Origin of the sequence: Gimesia aquarii, from assembly GCF_007748195.1 — a bacterium.
Taxonomy (GTDB): domain Bacteria; phylum Planctomycetota; class Planctomycetia; order Planctomycetales; family Planctomycetaceae; genus Gimesia; species Gimesia aquarii.
On sequence record NZ_CP037920.1, the window covers coordinates 2,606,643 to 2,626,026 of the forward strand.

Genomic DNA, 19,384 nt, shown 5'->3' on the forward strand with positions numbered 1-19,384 from the left:
TCTCTATTGTTTAACAACTCCACTCAAAAAAGCAACATTATTTTTGTAAGGTGGCAAGATTCTAATTTGAGTAAATGCTGCCATTAGAATTAAACTGGAAAATAACAAGTAGTGTCAGCTTGTTTCTTTACCTGTTTTAAGGCAAATACCTGAAGTCAATCTTTCAAAGTTCACGCGGATTTCCTTTGACCACACATGATTCTTCACAACCAGTACAATTGTCAGACCTAGACAAGCATTATCAGAAATTGCTCAACAACAACCTTTTGCAATGGAATAATGAGCGGATATTCTCGCGCTGCCTGGGAATTGGAGGTCAGGGGGTTGTTTATTTGAGTGCTCGCAAAGGGGCAGATGGGTTTAATATACCTGTTGCACTTAAATTGTTTTCTCCTAAGCGGTATGCGAGCAGCCAGGACTATCAAAATGAGATGGGGCGTATAGCTCAGGTTTCAGCCCGTGTAGCTCGCATCCAAGAAAATCATCTGGTTGCTGTTCAAAATTTCGTCAAACGAGATCACATTTATATCATGGAAATGGAATGGGTTGATGGATATGACCTGCGCAGCTTGCTGACTCCAGCAACATTTAAACAGATCCGAGAACAAGTGACTTCGCGACGCTGGAAAAAAATCAATAGCAATGTTTTTACAAAAGGAGTTCAGCAACCAAGATTAAAACCGGGAGTAGCAGTTGCCATTCTTCGTGAATGTCTAGCGGCGCTGGCGGCTTTACATCGAAGCGATATTATCCACTGCGATATGAAGCCTGCGAATATTATGCTCAAACGTAGTGGAAATGCAAAGATCATTGATATTGGTTCGGCGATTGATTTGAACAACTTGCCTTCCAATCAACCCTGCACACCAACTTACGCTGCACCTGAGGTACTCTCAGGAGGACGAGCGACACCGCAATCAGATCTTGCCAGTTTGGGATATATTCTGATTGAAGTGATCACTGGATTTCAGCCTTTTGCCAATCTGAAATATGCACAGTTAATTAAAGCCAAAGAGAACATTCTACAACAGCTTCCCCAATGGTTTCCGGCTGAAGAGTTTGCATTGAGTGAACCATTAATGAAGCTAATTCACAGACTCGTTCATCCCGATCCACGCGAACGTTTCCAGAGTGCAGAAGCAGCAGAACTGGGGGAGGATGGAGCTGCTGACTTCCATCGGCTACTCGTCAAAAGTGATCTTCCCAGTGATTACGAAAATGAGTTACGCCTTTGGGTCGAGGAAGTCGAAACGGATTTTTTTGATAATGGTCACTTTTCCTCTGATCCGGAAACAACAGTGTCCACAACACGCTATATTGAGGAGCCATCGCAGCACGACTCCTCACTGGAATCTTGATCGATTCTGAATTTGAATGATATCTTTACAATGCTAACAAAGTAGACCTCTAAGCATTGAAATTTGGTCGTTTTTTCAGATTCCTGATTTGCCGTTCCCCTTACAGCCTGTTATTTTAACTAATATAGATTGTGATCTTCTCTCGACTAACTTTAGAGGTTCCCCCGTGAAACAGCGTCTCTCTTTACTACTGCTCTTCTTTATTTTTGGTTCTATTCATCGAGTTTCTGCTGAAACGCAACCATTTGAGTTAAAAACCGGAGATCGAGTGATCTTTCTCGGCAACACGTTGATCGAGCGGGCTCAAAAGTTCGGAAACTGGGAGAGTGTATTCTTAAGAAGCTTTCCACAGTCGAAACTATCATTCCGAAATTTAGGTTGGAGTGCCGATACAGTCTGGGCCGAATCACGAGGAATTTTTGATCCTCCGGCTGTGGGGTATCAACGGATGCTCATGCAAGTGAAAGATTTGAAACCAAATGTGATTTTGCTTGGTTACGGAGGGAATGAAGCATATGCAGGTAAGGCAGGGTTACCAGCATTTCAGAAACAACTCGAAAAGTTGATTGCTGATCTGAAGCCAACTGGAGCCAAAATCGTTATTCTGTCCCCACATCGATCTGAATATGCAGGTCATCCCCTGCCTGATCCAAAATCTCATAATCAAGATCTGAAGCTTTACTCCAATCTGTTACAGGAAACGGCGATGCGGGGTAATCACTATTTCGTTGATCTTTTTACGAAATTGATTACTGAACCAGCTGGAAAACCGCAACTGAAATGGACAACGAATGGGATTCATTTAACTGACGCTGGTTATCAGAAAGCTGCTGAAATCATTGCAGCTGATCTTGGATTACAACCTGTTATCCTGTCTCCGGATACTGTGCAGAAAGTAAAAGAGTTAACATTTGAGAAGAACCGTCATTACTTTCACAACTGGCGACCTCAGAATATCACCTACCTGCTTGGCTTCCGGAAGCATGAACAAGGCCAGAACGCGAAAGAGTTACCGCAGTTCATTCCATTGATCGAAAAAAATGAAACTGAGATTCATCGCCTGATTTTGTCTCAGTAATTGTGATCAACAATTTATTATCTCCGAAATAGTTCTACAACCGTTATTTGATCTCAAAAGGATCGTTCCCGTGATAAATCAATCCAATCGTTCGTTACGGCTTTTTTTTCTTTTCTCACTATGTGCGTTTTACCTGCTAACACAATCAACCACATGGGCACAACGCGATCTGACGGACATTCCTCCCCCTGATCCGGAACTTGAACGAAAGTCGTTCAAAGTGGCTGAAGGATTCGAAGTCAACCTTTATGCGGCTGATCCACAAATCGCGAAACCGATTCAAATGAATTTCGATCCCCAAGGCCGACTCTGGATTGCTGCTTCCGAAATTTATCCCCATATCAAGCCGGGTGAAAAAGCCAACGACAAAATTCTTGTAGTGGAGGACAAAGATGGCGATGGGACCGCGGACAAAACAACTGTTTTTGCCGATGGACTGTTAATTCCAACTGCGGTTATGCCCGGCGATGGTGGTGCGTATGTTGGAAATAGTACGGAGTTATTGCATCTCAAAGATACAAACGGCGATGGCAAGGCAGACGTAAGAAAAACCGTTTTAGCAGGATTCGGTACGGAAGACACTCACCATATTTTACATACACTTCGTTGGGGACCGGGGGGGCACCTTTATTTCAATCAGTCGATCTATATTCACAGTCACATTGAAACCCCCCACGGCGTACGTCGTCTCAATGGAGGCGGTATCTGGAAGTATCGTCCCGAAACGATGGACCTCGAAGTCGTCATGCGAGGCATGGTTAACAGTTGGGGACATCATTTTGACCGTTGGGGACAGTCGTTCTGTACTGATGGTGCTTATGGGCATGGCATCAATTATACATTTCCGGGGGCTGCTTTTGTAACGGCTGTTGGGATGGACCGTATTCTGAAAGGTTTGAACCTTGGCAGCCCCAAACACTGTGGTCTGGAAATATTGAGTGGGCGTCATCTTCCCGATGACTGGCAGGGGAACATGATCACGAATGATTTCCGCGGGCATCGTGTATGCCGGTTTGTGGTTACAGAAAATGAAGCCGGGTATGTTTCGCGAGAACAGGTAGAAGTCATCAAAACGGACCATGTTGCCTTTCGCCCGATTGATGTCAAAATGGGGCCTGATGGTGCAATTTACATCGCGGATTGGTACAACCCAATCATTCAGCATGGCGAAGTCGATTTTCGAGATCCCCGCCGTGATCATACTCACGGACGTATCTGGCGCGTGACCTATAAAGGTAAACCCACATTACCCCGTCCCAAACTGGTTAATGCAACCAATCAGGAATTACTGGATGCATTAAAGCTGCCTGAAGAATGGACACGTCAAAATGCTAAAAACGTTCTAAGGGAGCGTGGACAGGCGAAAGTAGAGAATGACTTAAAAGTCTGGCTGAAAAATCTCGATCCTAATGACTTGCAATTCGAACACAACCTGTTAGAAGGCCTTTGGGTAGCACAATGTATTAATAGTGTGCAGCCGGAATTGTTAATACGTTGTTTAGAGTCCAAAGATGGCAGAGCACGTGCAGCTGCAGTCCGTGTAGCACGACATTGGAAAGACCAAATTCCCCTCAGCTATCAATTGATCGCACCTTTAGCCGATGATACCCATCCAAGGGTTCGTTTGGAAGCGGTGCGTGCGCTTTCTTTCTATGATCAACCTACAGTCTTAACTGATGCTTATCAAGCATTGGATCATCCAATAGATGAATTCCTGGACTATGCTCTCTGGCTGACTACTCGCGAAACAAAACCGATCTGGCTGCCACAAGTACTGGAGGGGAAATCAACACTTCAAAAAGATCCGCGCAAACTTCTATTTGCATTAACGGCTGTGAATTCATCAGAAGTCGCACCGGTCATTACGAAATTAATTCAGACCGGCCAGATTCCCGATAGTGAAATGCAAACCAGTCTGAACCTCATGGCCAAATTTGGTACCTCAAATGATTTGCAACCACTGTTTGAACTCGCATTGAAAAAAGATACGAAAGCAGCTCAGAAAGCCACTATTTTACGAGCATTAGTCCAGGCATTTCAATCAAGAAAAGTACGACCTGCCGGTGATTTGAGTTCATTGCAAAAGTTGTTTACCTCGCAGAGTCTACCTGTTCAACAGGCGGCCATCGATTGTGCCGGGCTCTGGAAAAACGAATCTTTACGAACGCCGATTCGTGATCTGGCACAGTCGGATCAGACCAAATTAGAGCTACGAAAATCGTGTCTCTTTGCATTAGCCCGCTTGGGAGGCATACAGAATCAGGATCTTCTAGAGAATCTGAGTATTGACAGCGACTCTCAAGATCTTCGCATTGCATCTGTTGCCGCACTGGCGGAGATGAATCTTAAACTTGCTGCCAAACAAACAGTAAGCTTAATGAAAGACATTACTTCGCCTTCGCAGCTTTCCGCATTGTCGAACATTTTCGTGCAGAGAAAAAGAGGCGCAGGTGTTCTGGTTCATGCACTCAATGGGAAAACGATCTCCAAAGACGCTGCCATACAACTGGGGCGCTTAATACAATCATCCGGTCGGGCCAACCCGCAATTGGCAAAAGCCATTGCTGTGGCGGGAGGATTATCCAGTAGCGGCGCGCCACAAGCTGTGAATCTCTCGCCGAAAGAGATGGCAAGTATGGTCAGCGCCATTAAAACCAAGGGTGATGCAAAACGGGGTGAAGCCATCTTTCGTAGAGCAGATTTGTCTTGCTTGAAATGCCATGCGATTGGAGGCGCCGGCGGTAAAGTGGGTCCTGATATGATCAGCCTCGGCGGGAGTGCGCAGTTGGACTACATCGTCGATTCTTTGTTGAATCCAAATAAGAAGGTCAAAGAAAATTATAACGCGGTGACTGTTGTCACAGATCAGGGGAAAGTCTTCTCCGGTGTTTTGGTACGTCGCACAGATAGTCAACTGGTGTTACGGGATGTGAATGACAACATCATGAATATTCCCCTGGATCAGATTGACGAAGAAGCACCAGCTGCATCTCTGATGCCAGTTGGTTTATTAGATAAGTTAACTCGGCAAGAATTAGTTGATTTGACTCGGTTTCTTTCCGAGTTGGGAAAAACAGAAGCATACAGAGTGGGTAAAGAGCGTGTTGTACGACGCTGGCGTGTCATGAAAGGCACACCTGCGGCAATGAACGCGATTCGAAGAACAAGGCATGCAACAGCTGCTACGGAAAACCCTGCGTTTGTCTGGGAGCCAGCTTATAGCCAAGTAAATGGAAATTTACCCGTTAGAAACTTTGATGAGATCGGAAAGCTGCATGTTTCAAATCGGGCGAAAGGCGCTGCCTTTGTGCGTTGTGAACTGGAAGCAACTTCGCCCGGTAAAACGATTCTGAAATTCAATTCGGTCGAAGGTCTGAAAATGTGGATCGGCGAAAAACCGGTGGTCCTCAAACCGGAGACCGAACTGGAACTCACCAAAGGCAAGCATCGACTGACCTTTGCCATCAATCTGACTCCCGAGCGTGATGTCCTGCGTCTGGAACTACTGGATGCAAAAGATTCACCGGCTCAGGTGGCGATTGTGAATGGAAAATAGCTGCCGAACACGGCTGAGTGCTGAAATAGTCTGTTTATGACAGGACTGGTTTGTCATCAGTCTCAGGAGCATCTAAGAGCTTGCGGTCTCAAGGTTTTCCTTGAATCTAAGGCTGATTCAGCCCATGTCCGGTTATATCAGTTCTTCCTTTTGTGAGTGAACATGCTGTCGGATGTACTGAATCTATGGTTCTTTTGGCACGTAGTTTACTGGAAATAATGTCACTCCTCCGATACTGATTGTGACAGAAAGAAGGGTAATCACTCATTGCCCTCATTTAATCTTAATTCCCATTAGAGAAACGGAGGTCTCTATGCGCTGCTCGATCGTGGCTGCGCTGTTGCTTGCGCTAAGCACAGGTTGCGGCTCCATCAAGACAACCGCTTACGACCGTCTGGAAGACGACACGCTCATCGCCAATCCAGACAAACATCTCAAAGGCGTACCCGTTACCCTCAAAATACCGACTCATCTTAAGTTGACGATAGAGGAAAAAACGTTCTGGTACGTGGAAGGATCTGAGCTCACTCGCGTTTCAAGTTGTCGAGCCACCCGGGATGTGACTCCCGAAGTCCAATACACTGAAAAAATCTTTTTGGTTGATCCAGTGAAACCTGGCGCAGGCTCCAGTGAATATGGCTTTACCTTTAAAGGCGGAACGGATTTTAGTGGTTCAGGTCAACTTGACGGGCTGCAATACAGTATTACAGACACGACCATTACTCAATCAGCCCAATTGCTGAAAGATGCCATCGGTTTTGTGAGAGCCTTTCCTAAGCCAGCAACAGGACAAAAGACCGGTTTTGGAGGTGGGAATCAAAATGTAAACAGCTTGGATGTCATAGAGACCACACGAGTCATTGCCTGGTCTCAATTTGACATTAATTCTGAACATTTTGAAGAAGAAGTGATGGGGTTTCTCGATACCTATCTCAACGAAAAACCGTGTAGACCGGACAGTCCGGTAAAAACCTGTAATAAATAAAAATTCTGCAATCGCCTGGATAGGATCCACAGGGCGAAACAAAGTGAAGGAGTCACGAATGCGTTTTATTCTTGTCGTCTCGTTGCTACTCCCTTTCATAACATTGAGTTGTGCCTCGTTTCATACGACGACACTAGGCAGACTCGATACTGATTCTCTTTTCGTGGACTGTTTTGGGCGGAAAGCGAAAGGGATACCAGTAAAAATGAAAGTACCCTCGCACGTTACCGTCACGGTCTACGAGCAGCAGGTTTTAATTCAAGGGCCTAAGGGAGTGAAGTTGCAGTCCTTTTCACCACCACAATATAAGGTAGAAACAGGTCTGGCTTACACTGATAAAGTGTTTCTTGTGGATTTTGTGCGCCCTGCTGGCGGGACTCTCAGCTTATTAGGCACGGGTAATAAAGAGGGAATTGAATTTGATGATGAACAGTACTTCAAATCTATTCAGGCGAAAGCCAGTGAACAGACTATGGAACAAGTTATCGGGGTGCTGGACGATGTCGTTGAAAATCCAGGTAGTTATTTCAAAAAGAAGGTGATTGCGGGAGAAACTGTATCTGCAAAATTCGTGGATCCGGAAAAAGGTTTAGCCAACGTGCATTTTGAAGATTCAATCGTTGCACATCAACGTTTCGATTTGGCTCGACCTCACTGGGAAGATGAATTGAACTGTTTCGTTGCGAAATATCTTGGCGAGTGCGGTTCGTGTCAAGTGGGGGTGTCTACGTCCCCTAACTCACCTTCACAGAATCTAATATCGAGTGAGTTTATTCCTGATGTGCCGCCAGCACTAAAAGGCCTCGAATAATAGTTAAAGAAATCCTGATTAATTCGGTGCATGCACGGATGTGATTTGTTAGTGAAAGATTGGGTATTAAGACAGATCATCATCTGTGTGTTTGTTATTACAAATTTCTATTTTATTCTGAAATCGAATCAGAGAAACGGAGATCTCGATGCGTTATTGGGGCCCCAATATAATATTGCTGTTTCTTTTGTGCGTTGGTTGTAGTTCCATCAAAACAACAGTCTATGACAGGCTGGAAGATGATACGGTTATTGCCAATCCAGATAAGCATTTAAAAGGTGTTCCGGTTTCCCTCAAGGTGCCGACTCATCTTGAACTGAAGATTGAAGAAAAAACATTCTGGCGAGTGGAAGGGACAGAAATGATGCCAGTCACATCCTGTCGTCCCACTCGTACAGTCTCTCATGATGTCAAGTACATCGAAAAGGTCTTTCTGGTTGATCCGGTTCGTCCTGCAGCCGGGCCAACAGGAGAGGGGGTTACCAGCAATTCCTTCGGTTTTTCGTTCAAGAGTGATGATTTATCCGATGATCAATTAGAAAAAGGTGAAACGAAATCCTACGAATACAGTGGTAAAGGGCAGTTGAGTGGTTTGCACTACCATATTGAAGACAGGACCATCGAAAGATCAGCGGAATTGTTGGCTTCCTCGCTCAAATTTCTTAAGGCCTTTCCGCAAACGGGGGCCACAGTTAGCGGAGGCGATGATAAGCAGAAATTAGAATTGAATGTACTTGAAACGACACGCGTGATTGCCTGGTCTCGTTTCGATCTGAATTCCGAACATTTTGAAGAAGATGTGATGGGGTTCCTGGACACCTATCTAAATCAGAAAAACAGTGATCTTGCCCTTTCCGAAAATTAGGACAACTTAGTTTTAAAGAGCGCAAGCTCATTCGAGAAATACTATGGAAATAAAAATACAAATACAGTGAAGGAGTCACGAATGCGTTTATTACTTGTCATGCTCTTATTAGTTCCGTTACAGCATGTAGGATGTACTTCGTTCAAAACTATGTCACTGGGAAGACTTGATAATGATTCTCTTTACCCGGAATGTTTTGGTAAAAAGAAGAAAGGAATTCCCGTTAAGTTGAAAGTGCCAACTCATGTTGTTGTATCTATCTATGAGCAACAGGTCTTGGTTCAAGGCAGTGACGGAGTCAGATTACAGTCATTTTCTCCACCGCAATATGAAGTGGATTCAGTTCTCGCTTATACAGACAAAGTCTTTTTGGTTGATTTTGTGCGACCTGCGGGAGGATCGCTTACAATTGGTGAGAGTAGAGCTGATGGAATAACTTTTGATGATGATCAATATTTCAAGAGCATCAAAGCGAAGGTTGAAGAACAGACTATGGCACAAATTGGGACAGCGTTAGGAACCGTTTCGGGGGCCCTCACTAGTTCTAGTGGAGTTGTTAAAGGAGAAGACCAGGACCACCCCAATTTGAAATTCGAGAAATCAATCATCGCCTGCCAACGGTTCGATTTGGCACGCCCTAATTGGGAGCATGAGGTAAATGGCTTTGTGCAACAATACATCGCGGGGTGTAAAACCTGTCCCGTTCCTTCACAAAAACCAGTTCATCCGATGCCCGCTGCCGATCCTAAAGCAGAGCTACCCGCAGAACAGAAGCAGTTCAGCAGCTCTTTTCGTTCAGCAGCACCCCCGGCTCTGGAACTAATAGAGTAGCAAGAGTATTAAAATATATTTACGCAAATGCTCTAAAGCTCCTAGAATTTTCTTGTGGAATATATGTGCTGTTATGTATCGTATCTATGTGTGCATTTTGTCCTGTTGTCAGTACTCGAACTGATCTTAGGCTAATCTTATTCAAAGGGGGCTACATAGAGCGATGAAAAAACGACCTTCAAAGAAGACTGCACGTTCACCAAAGAAAAAGGCGGCAACCAAAAAGAAAAAGGCTACACCTAAAAAAAAGGCAGCTTCAAAGAAAAAAGCAACACCAAAAAAGAGTGCTAAGAAAACAATTGCTAGCAAGAAGACTGGGGCACCAGTAAAAGCCCCGGCCGCGCGAAAAGCTCCCAAAAAGGCTCACAAAAAGGTTTCGAGAAAAAAGAAGAGTCAGATCCAGGGACCACTGGCAAATGTTCCCACTGTTTTTGCTTCTACTAAGCCAGCTAATTCCAACGTCTTCGTTGACGCAAAGACAAACGCATGGCAGCCCTATCCTCTATTGAGAATCATTGAACTGAAAGAGGCAAGAGAGGAGATGGCTGCGCGTAAGCAGGAATTAGAAGCACAGTATAGAAAAGCGCAAGACGCATATGAATTACTCAGTGAAGAACTGGTGATTCAGAAAAAACGACAAGAAGCAAAGCAGTCAAAAAGGAAAAAGTCTCGAGGCAAACAGAAACAGATACTGGATTTTGGTGATGTAAATGGGATGAAGATCTGTTTCCGGACAAAATATGATCGACTCGTATCACCATTGGAGTACGTCATCATGATTAATGTCACTGAAAAATTACATGATGACGAATTGAAAGTAAGGAAAATCGATTCACTTCCGGTTGCCATCAATGACACACCAATTAAGGTCGTTCGAGGAGGCTTTGAACTGGCTACTCCTATTGGCAGATTAGCAGGTGGACAAGGTCCTCCAGAGCCTACTGACCCAAGCTTTCGAATAGCCGGTGGGCAACCAGTTGCGGAAGCAGGTATGGCCAATGATTATGGAACTTTAGGAATCGTGATTGGAGAAAACGGTGAACATTACGGATTGACAAACAAGCACGTTGTTTCGAATCAGGCAATACGCTTAACAACTTCAGTTGTTCAACCTGAACAACCTATTGGAACCGTGTTCGGAGCTACTTCAAATCCGGATGCTGATCCATTTGTTGACGCATCAAAAATATTCCTAGATCAAGTAAGCTCAACTCCCTATATGATAAAAGGAGTCAATGACGGACTTAATGGCATGCCTATCTACTTTGCGGAAGAGAGCTTGCCAGACAATATGCATTTGAGGCCAGTCTTTAAATATGGTGCCAGCACGAATCGTTTAAAAGAAGGTTTTTTTGATGCGTCGCTGACACAGGTAACGATCCCTTCTACTAGCCCTCTACCATTGAAGAATATCATTAGTGCTAGAAATAATGATGTTTTTTTAACTGGCGGTGACAGTGGGTCTGTGCTGATGTTGAAACTTACAATCAGGTCAAAGTTATCGTGGCTCGTAATCGGTCTTGTGTTCGCACAGTTAGTGGAAGATTCGATACCTAATAATAAGGTTGCTTTTGCTTGTCGCATTGATGAGGTGATATTACGTTTAGGATTGAACGGGAAAATTGATCGAAACAGATTTGTTCCCAATTGGGAGTGGGAAAATCAATGAAACTTTATCGATTGTGCAAGGATGCATGATGAAACAGACTTTGATGTTGCTACTGTTATTGTTGCTTTCTCAGCAGGGATGCACTTCGGGTGCATTGCAGTTAGGGCTTCTTAAAAACTATGAAGATTCTAAAAAGCACACGCCTCCCAGAGCAGAAAAAATCGCTAAAAGACAGCACAAAGTTAAGAAAGAGTTTGGGGCACTGAATCAGCAGATTACGTTAGTCGATTTCAAGCTCTTCAGCAAAGAAAAACACGAACCCAAAAAACATCATAAACACAAAGGGGAAGACACAGCCACTGGTAACGTGGCAGCGTCATTTTTCCCAATGGGACCTCAGCTAATTGAAGTTCCGAGACAGGGAGTGGGGCTGTATTCATTTTTGATAGAGTACGAACTTGATTACGCGATTCTCACAACGAAAGCAAATATTAGAAATAAATTCCAGGCGTTAGCAAATGCGAAAGCAGAAACTGCTAAAGCCATGGCAGCAGCAAATACAGCAGCAGAAAAAGAAAATGCTGCACAAAAGAAACGGGATGAAGAAAATGTAGAAAACAATGCAAAAAAAGCAGCAGACATTTCCAGTATTCTTGAGTTGCGGCCTAAGGTCATCTATTTAATTCGAGGACCAGTAACAACAGTGTTTCCGCGTGTGTTTTTGGGGGCGCCACAAGTTGCTAATATTTCGATTCTTCCAAATGATTTGATTTTCACGCAAACCGCAGACGACTTCAAAGAATTTAGCGCTAAGAATAAGACAAAGACCAGTTCTACCAGAAAGAATGGCCAAATTATTTTGAGAGGTATCGCAAAAAGAACTGGCGTATTCGAAATAGGAACGAATGGAAATGAAGTTAATCCTAGTTCAGTAATTCTTACAGAAGATTATTCAAAGGAATTCGATAAGAATGTTCCTGCAGTCATTGTGATCTACCGCAATTTTGAAGGCCGGTTGTTGCGAATCCTGCTCCCCAATTATTATTACGGCATATTTAGTCGCCCCCAGAGTGCAAAGCAAAATATTAGTGCCGACGAAAAAGAAGCCATAGAAACGGCACAAAAAAAATGGAATGTCTATTACGAGCCCTTTACGAAGATAATACTACAGGACGGTGATGTAATCGAATTTACTACTTTAGATCTGTTGGATCTAAGTCCATAGAAAGTGCTGTTCCAGTTTTCAATCATTAGAAATAGTCACCTGACTATCCAAGAAATCAAAGTTGAAAATGACTGAGGCCGACAAGTTTTAAAGTCAAGGCCTCTTACGCTTCTTACATTTGGTTTTGCCAAATCACTTCTCTGCTTACTACTTCTCTTTGTAACGGGAATCTATTCAAGGATTCCATTCTGTTTTTGTTTATCTCATTTTCTGTTAGCAGAGCGTGTTTTACAGATACAGATTTTGCAGATACAGACATTAATGGGCTGGAACTTAATCATGAAAAGATTAGGGGGGAATGGGGTAAATGTGGTGTGTGCGCTTGTTTTCTGATAATTTGTTACTCAAGATAACACATGTGCTGATTATTCGATGATTATTTTGAAAGGAGAGGACATGTTTCAGCAAACTCGACTTAATGGCCTCGTGAAATTCCCTGTCATTTTTCTGGTCTTGATTGGCTTATTCTTTTCAAATGACACAAGGTTGTGGGCACAATCTGAACCTGAAACAATTCCGGTGCAGAATTCCTGTAACACAAAGGCCTTCGATGCCGAAAATTTGCCAGGCATTGTTGACGTCTTAAATGAAATCAGATGTCAGCACCTGGCAATTCTTCAAGGCTGTGGAAAATATCCGACTGAAGCAAGAATCAATTCTCTGCAGATTATTTGTTCTGCTGCAACACAAAAAGAATTTTCTAACAGAAAAGATATACTTCATATTTTGCAGGCAATTCTCAATTCTCGGTGTGAAGATCAAGATCTGCGAATTCAAATCGTCAAACACATGTCGTTGATTTTGACTCATCCAGCAATTCAGGATACATCGCTCCCGCCATTACCACCACCAACAACAACACCACCAACAACACCACCAACAACAACTCCAACTTCAACTCCAACTTCAACTTCAACTCTCGTTCTCACCTTCAGTCCCACTCTCACACTCACATTTACACTCTCTTCTAAACCAGATCCTAAACCAGATCCTAAACCAGATCCTAAACCAGATCCTAAACCAGATCCCAAACCAGATCCCAAACCAGATCCCAAACCAGATCCCAAACCAGATCCAATTGTATATAAGGCAATGGTTGATTCGCTGGTAAACTCTTTATACGAAGCGCCTGTCAGTTTTGACAAAGACTGGGCGGTTACCGAAGCTCTTGGCTCCGATTTAAAAAAACTTTCAATAGAATTGGATGGTACTGCTAAACCCTCCGAAACAGCCACGAATACAGTGTCAACATATAAGCGTCGTGGGTATTGGGAGCTGACTCAAGGATTAAAAGAGATTGCTTTAGAAGATAAGATCGATCTTCAAATACGCTATAATGCTGTGAGTGCTTTAGTGGAAAAAGGAAACTTATTTGTCAAGGATTTGGAAGAAAGCACTAAGAAAGCGAAAGTTGATCAAACTAGTTTCTACATAATCATAAAGCGACTCAATGAAATAGCATCGGAAAATGGTTTACCCCCGCTTCTCAAAAGTAAGGCATCATCAGCTTTAAAAGAGTTCTTAAACGTTGATCTGTCAAAAGCAGCAGAAAAAAAAACAGTAGCGGAAAAACCAGCAGTAGCAGCGGGAGGACCACCAGCAACTACACCTGAAGTAAAACCACGACCAGAGAAACCATAATCTTTAAAGTAGCACTGAAAAATAGGGAGAACAAAACCGTCTGGTACTTTTTCTAACATTTCGTTTCGGTTTCGATCAGTTCGTTAGCGAGCTTTGGGATTTTCGGATCGTTCATCGCCAGATTGCAGAGCAATTGTGCGGCAATCGACTGCCGGCGATTATTTTTGTGGCTGAGATCCGACACCAGCTTGTCCCAGACTTCATAAGCCCACTCAATTGGTTTGCCTGTCTCTTTTATCAGGCGGTCGATTTAAGGCATTTTCTTTGCCATGGCCAGATCATAGTGAACTGCCAAACTAAACCGCGTTTTGAGTTTAAATTCGGGATGTTTTCTGGTTATGATGAATGAAGGCAGCAGGAGGCGGTCGGGGGTAAGTTACGCAAGAAATCAGCCTTGGTTCAAACAAATGATGTTTTGAAGATCGAGGTTCGAGTCCGTCATTTCTGAAATTCATTGAACAGGAGCGCACGATGTCAACCACCACAGCAAACGACCTTTATCCTGAAGTAAACTCTTTCCTCGAAAGCGGCATTCTGAAAGGAATTGTTGGCGGTAAAGAAGTGGAGTCTACGGGTGGTGAAACCTTCATCACCTCAGATCCCGGATCAGGGGCTAAACTCGCAGAGGTCTTTAGCTTTCAAGCGAATGATATTGATCAGGCCGTCGATGTCGCTGACGAAGCATTCAAGAAAACTGGTTGGGCACAGATGCCTCAGAACGAGCGCAGCGCCTTGTTGCATCGGTTGGCAGACGCTGTCGAAAAGCAAAAGTGTATTATCGCTCAACTCGAATCACTGGACGCTGGTAAGATTGAAGCACAAGCACAAGGCGATGTGCAGAACTTTGTGGATACCATTCGTTACTTTGCCGATCTGGCTCAGAACGTTCAACGTCGTTCGGTTCTGGCGGTGAAAAATCATGAAGCGTGGACTGTGCGACAGCCTTATGGTGCCTGTGGATTTATTTTTCCCTGGAATTTTCCATTCCTGTTGATTGGTTGGGGAATTGCTCCTGCATTGGCTGCGGGAAATACGGTGGTGATCAAACCGGCTGAGGATACACCAATGTCGGCGATCTATCTGGGACGACTGGCTAAAGAAGTCGGCATTCCCGACGGTGTGATAAATGTGGTTCCCGGAATTGGTTCCGAGGCAGGAGCAGCGTTGTCCGGAAATCCTAAGCTCAAACGTATGTCATTTACTGGTTCTCCTGAAGTGGGTCGTCTGGTGGCTGAATCCTGTGGACGGAATCTGGTACCGGTGAAACTGGAACTCGGAGGCAAAGGAGCCGCGGTAATTTTTAATGATGTCGACATTCCAGATACGGCAGAAAAACTGGTCAATGCGATTACCTTCCATACGGGGCAAGTCTGCTGTGACGCAACGCGCTGGCTGGTCCATAAGAACATCTACGATGAATTTGTCGGTGAGTGTGTTGATCGTCTGCAGGATGTGCAAATCGGTTATCAATTGGACGATACCGCGCAAATGGGGCCTGTTGTGAATGAGAAACAACACAAGCGTGTGCTTTCCTATCTGGAAAAAGGACAGTCAGAAGGTGCTGAATGTATTCTCGAAGGTGGTGTTGCTGATGTTCCCGGTTACAAAGGGTACTATGTAAAACCAGCACTCATGGCAGGTTCCTTAGATAACGTAGCGGCTCGGGAAGAAATTTTCGGTCCTGTGGCGTATCTGGCTCCCTTTGAGAGTGAAGAAGAAGCCATTGCAATGACGAACAGCACAGATTATGGCTTGGCCAATAGTGTCTGGTCGTCTGATCTGTCTCGTGCGGCTCGTGTTGCCGAAGCGATGTGTGCCGGCAATAGCTGGATCAATGCACATAACGTTTTTGCACACGGAATTCCCTATGCCGGCATCAACAAGAGTGGCATGGGCGGTGGAGTGTTGTCTGTAGAAACCCTGTTCGATTACTGGCGTGGCTTGTCGGTTGTACGACCGCTGTAAGACATTTAATCACAATAATATTCAGGCCCGCAGGTCGTTTCTTATCGAAATGTCTGCGGGTCTTTTTTTGTATGATCTGCGTGCTTGTTCATTCTATCGGTACAAGGGGACTTCAGTCGTGAGAAATGGTACTAGATCGTCGTTTCCTTGCTTGACAGGCCTTATTCTCACGCTCTAAGATCAAGGATAACAATCTGTTTGCTGGGACCCACCTGTTCTCCCGGACTATGATGGCATGGTTCGGCTTCAAAGAGACGCACCAGGATTGTGTTAAGCTCATTATCAACAGGGTATGAAAGTATGCGTTCCCTTTTGCTCCGAATCGGTCTGCCACTGATTTTTGCTGGCATAGTTTGTATTTCCTTATTTGCAGCTGAGAATGAGAAGTCAAAGATTTCCACGACAAAATCAAACATCGATTTCAGTCGCGACATCCGTCCTATTCTTTCCAATAATTGTTTTTTCTGTCACGGACCGGACGAATCACATCGTGAAGCAGACCTGCGTCTGGATACAAAGGCGGGAGCCTTTCACAGAACTGACGGAAACGCGGCGCTTGTTCCGGGAAATCTAAAAGAAAGCGCACTGATTCAGCGGATTCTTGCTACTGACGTGGATGAGCGAATGCCACCCGCAGATTCAGGTAAGAAGCTGAAGCCTGAAGAGATTGAGCTCTTGAGGCAGTGGGTAAAGCAGGGAGCTACCTGGCAGGACCACTGGGCATACGTCAAACCGGTTCGTTCTCAAAAACCTACAATCAAACAAAAAAGTTGGCCACAAAATGAGATCGATTATTTTGTGTTATCTCGATTGGAAAAGAAGGGGATTTCACCCGCAAAAGAAGCGGAACGTCCGACTTTAATTCGTCGACTTTATCTTGATCTGATTGGTTTGCCACCAACGATTGAGGAAGTGGATGCTTTTGTGAATTCGAAGGACCCGAAAGCTTACGAAAAACTTGTTGATCGATTGCTGGCGTCGCCACAATACGCAGAACGGATGACACTAAAGTGGCTTGATCTGGCCCGCTATGCAGACACCAATGGGTTTTCAATCGATGGGGGCCGTCACATGTGGCTCTGGCGGGATTGGGTGATCGACTCGTTTCACAAAAATAAGCCCTTTGATCAATTTATCACCGAACAGATTGCTGGCGATTTAATTCCGGAAGCATCTACCTGGCAGAAGGTGGCTACCGGTTTTAACCGCAATCATATGATTACACACGAAGGTGGCACGATCCCTCAGGAAAATCTAGTGAACTATACCGTCGATCGTGTAAAAACAACATCGGAAGTGTTCTTAGGTTTAACGATGGGGTGTGCTCAATGTCACAATCATAAATATGACCCCATTACGATGAAAGACTTCTATCAGTTCTTCGCGTATTTCAATACGTTGGAAGATCGTGGCCTCGATGGAAATAGCGGAATTAATGCCGGCCCCAAGTTGAAAGCGAAAACAGAACTTCCTTTTGTTGCAGCTGAGTTGAAATCTCTCGATCAAGAAATCGCCCGACTTCAAGCTAAACTCAGGCATCCCAATACAAAAAAATTAGCGGAATGGGAAAAGAAAGCGCGTCAAGAACTATCGCAACGTGGACAAGGCTTAAAACTGCATGAATTGGAAGTAGTTAAAGTATCTGATCCCAATACTCGTAGCGCGTTTGAAATCAGTAAAGAAGGGCATGTACTTGCATTAACTGCCAGTGGACGTTCTCCCTCCATTTCTTTAAAGGTAAAACCAGGTATCGATAAACTGACCGGTTTGCGACTTGTGTTCTACCCAAATGAAAAGTTACCTCATGGCGGGATTGGACATGGTAAAAAAGAAACCTTTCCTGGCGGATTCATTTTGACAAGTTTTGCTGCTTCCGGAACGACGGTTCCATCAGATCAGGTCGACCTGTACGCGATGTTTAAAGTTGTCAAAACTACCGCCAGTGCTTCGCATTCCGAATATCCTGTTGAGGACTGTTTGGATCCACGTGATCATACGGGTTGGTCGCCTGCACCACAAAATCAGAGCCAGCAACATTTGACCGTGACTTTTGATCGCCCTTATGAAACAAAAGGATCCCCTTACATTACAGTCATGTTAGTTTGGGGTGATGGAAAGTTTGGTTACGGAAAGAGATTGATGGCCGGCGATTACAAGATCTTCGGTATGTCAGGCATTGATGATGGAACGAATATTCCGATTGAGATTCAAAAGATATTGTCCATTGCTCAGAATGAACGCGATGAAATCCAATCGGCAACACTGAATCTCTACTATAGCCGGATTGCTCCTGAATTCAAAAACATTCATTACCAACTGACGAATTTGAAAGAACGCCGCCTGATGTTGACCGATTCGTTCGAGACGATGGTGATGAATACCGCAAAGAAGCCGCGAGAAACGTTTATTTTAAATCGTGGTCAATATGATCAACCTACGGAAAAAGTAGAAACGGGAGTGCCCGGATTTTTGCCTGGGTTGCCGAAAAATGCGGCGAAAAATCGAACCGCGTTAGCGCAGTGGTTGACTTCGCGTGAAAATCCACTAACAACACGTGTGACCGTAAACCGATTTTGGGAGATGTTATTTGGTCAGGGAATTGTTTCGACTTCGGCTGACTTTGGTTCCCAGGGCGACCCCCCCACACATCCGCGATTACTCGATTGGTTGGCAGTTGAATTTTACGAATCGGGTTGGAATGTTAAACATATTATGCGCAAGATCCTGTTGTCAGCGACCTATCGTCAGTCATCAGCGGGTACGCCCCAACTCTGGAAAGACGATCCACAAAATCGGCTTTTAGCCCGTGGTGCACGATTCCGGCTACAAGCGGAAATGATTCGTGATGCCACCTTGAAAGTTTCAGGTTTATTGGTCGAGCGCATCGGTGGGGCGAGTGTGAATCCATATCAACCGGAAGGTCTGTGGCGGGAAGTCAGCCACTATGGAAGCTCACCTGCGACCGCTCAGGTCTTTGTGCAGGATCATGGTGAAAAACTCTACCGCCGCAGTATGTATACTTATTGGAAACGCACAGTGCCTCCTCCGAATATGCAAACTTTTGATGCACCGAACCGTGAAGTCTGTTTAATCAGTCGGGCACGGACGAATACTCCTCTACAGTCGCTGGTATTACTTAACGATGTGCAGTTTGTGGAAGCTTCACGTAATTATGCAGAACGGGTAATGAAAGAAGGGGGGCAGGATGTCAATTCCCGGGTTCAGTTTGCGTTTAAAGCAGCGCTGGGCCGGCTCCCTGAAACATGGGAAGCAGATACTCTCAAAACAGCATATCAACGTGAACTGAAATCCTATCAGGTAAATCCAATGGCTGCACTTGCTTTACTTTCGCAAGGGGAATCAGACCGTGATGAGTCATTGCCTGCTGCCGAAATGGCGGCCTGGACGGCTGTAGCGAGTATGATTTTCAATACATACGAATTTATTACACGAGGATAAT

12 protein-coding genes are annotated in these 19,384 nt (G+C 44.6%); all 12 read left to right on the plus strand.

Annotated elements, in window-relative coordinates:
* The first annotated feature begins 185 nt into the window (after positions 1–185).
* The 12 genes from V144x_RS10425 (at position 186) to V144x_RS10485 (ending at position 19,383) form a co-directional block, all read left to right on the plus strand.
* Positions 186–1,358: a serine/threonine-protein kinase gene (locus V144x_RS10425; RefSeq protein ID WP_144985107.1), complete on the plus strand. Its 1,173-nt coding sequence runs from the start codon at positions 186–188 to the stop codon at positions 1,356–1,358.
* A 166-nt stretch (positions 1,359–1,524) separates the two neighbouring features.
* Positions 1,525–2,436: an SGNH/GDSL hydrolase family protein gene (locus tag V144x_RS10430; RefSeq protein WP_197998856.1), complete on the plus strand. Its 912-nt coding sequence runs from the start codon at positions 1,525–1,527 to the stop codon at positions 2,434–2,436.
* A gap of 70 nt (positions 2,437–2,506) precedes the next feature.
* On the plus strand, positions 2,507–5,992 hold the full coding sequence (locus tag V144x_RS10435; RefSeq protein ID WP_144985109.1) for a PVC-type heme-binding CxxCH protein: 3,486 nt from the start codon (positions 2,507–2,509) through the stop codon (positions 5,990–5,992).
* Between the two features lie 313 nt (positions 5,993–6,305).
* The gene (locus V144x_RS10440) at positions 6,306–6,977 is read left to right on the plus strand and encodes a hypothetical protein (RefSeq protein WP_144985110.1); all 672 of its coding nucleotides are present in this window, start codon (positions 6,306–6,308) and stop codon (positions 6,975–6,977) included.
* 205 nt (positions 6,978–7,182) lie between these two features.
* Positions 7,183–7,788, plus strand: a complete 606-nt coding sequence (locus V144x_RS10445) for a hypothetical protein (protein WP_197998857.1) — start codon at positions 7,183–7,185, stop codon at positions 7,786–7,788.
* Positions 7,789–7,936: 148 nt separating this feature from the next.
* Positions 7,937–8,653 (plus strand): hypothetical protein, encoded by a 717-nt coding sequence (locus V144x_RS10450; protein ID WP_144985112.1) that lies wholly within the window; start codon positions 7,937–7,939, stop codon positions 8,651–8,653.
* A gap of 81 nt (positions 8,654–8,734) precedes the next feature.
* Positions 8,735–9,484 carry a hypothetical protein gene (locus V144x_RS10455; protein WP_144985113.1) on the plus strand — a complete coding sequence of 250 codons (750 nt, stop codon included), beginning with the start codon at positions 8,735–8,737 and terminating at the stop codon, positions 9,482–9,484.
* A 163-nt stretch (positions 9,485–9,647) separates the two neighbouring features.
* Complete coding sequence (locus V144x_RS10465) at positions 9,648–11,153, plus strand: hypothetical protein (protein WP_197998858.1); 1,506 nt, start codon at positions 9,648–9,650, stop codon at positions 11,151–11,153.
* The gene (locus V144x_RS10470; RefSeq protein WP_144985116.1) at positions 11,107–12,318 is read left to right on the plus strand and encodes a hypothetical protein; all 1,212 of its coding nucleotides are present in this window, start codon (positions 11,107–11,109) and stop codon (positions 12,316–12,318) included. The genes V144x_RS10465 and V144x_RS10470 overlap by 47 nt, the downstream gene beginning before the upstream one ends.
* A 396-nt stretch (positions 12,319–12,714) precedes the next feature.
* Positions 12,715–13,959, plus strand: coding sequence for a hypothetical protein (locus V144x_RS10475; protein ID WP_144985117.1), 1,245 nt, complete (start codon positions 12,715–12,717; stop codon positions 13,957–13,959).
* A 471-nt stretch (positions 13,960–14,430) separates the two neighbouring features.
* Complete coding sequence (locus V144x_RS10480) at positions 14,431–15,924, plus strand: aldehyde dehydrogenase family protein (RefSeq protein WP_144985118.1); 1,494 nt, start codon at positions 14,431–14,433, stop codon at positions 15,922–15,924.
* Positions 15,925–16,224: 300 nt separating this feature from the next.
* Complete coding sequence (locus tag V144x_RS10485; RefSeq protein ID WP_144985119.1) at positions 16,225–19,383, plus strand: PSD1 and planctomycete cytochrome C domain-containing protein; 3,159 nt, start codon at positions 16,225–16,227, stop codon at positions 19,381–19,383.
* Position 19,384 lies beyond the last annotated feature (1 nt).

Excerpts from the sequence above, each read along its gene's own strand:
- V144x_RS10475 (WP_144985117.1), top strand. The coding sequence starts at position 12,715 with ATGTTTCAGCAAACTCGACTTAATGGCCTCGTGAAATTCCCTGTCATT.
- V144x_RS10485 (WP_144985119.1), top strand. The coding sequence starts at position 16,225 with ATGCGTTCCCTTTTGCTCCGAATCGGTCTGCCACTGATTTTTGCTGGC.
- V144x_RS10465 (WP_197998858.1), top strand. The coding sequence starts at position 9,648 with ATGAAAAAACGACCTTCAAAGAAGACTGCACGTTCACCAAAGAAAAAG.
- V144x_RS10455 (WP_144985113.1), top strand. The coding sequence starts at position 8,735 with ATGCGTTTATTACTTGTCATGCTCTTATTAGTTCCGTTACAGCATGTA.
- V144x_RS10480 (WP_144985118.1), top strand. The coding sequence starts at position 14,431 with ATGTCAACCACCACAGCAAACGACCTTTATCCTGAAGTAAACTCTTTC.
- V144x_RS10445 (WP_197998857.1), top strand. The coding sequence starts at position 7,183 with ATGAAAGTACCCTCGCACGTTACCGTCACGGTCTACGAGCAGCAGGTT.
- V144x_RS10440 (WP_144985110.1), top strand. The coding sequence starts at position 6,306 with ATGCGCTGCTCGATCGTGGCTGCGCTGTTGCTTGCGCTAAGCACAGGT.
- V144x_RS10450 (WP_144985112.1), top strand. The coding sequence starts at position 7,937 with ATGCGTTATTGGGGCCCCAATATAATATTGCTGTTTCTTTTGTGCGTT.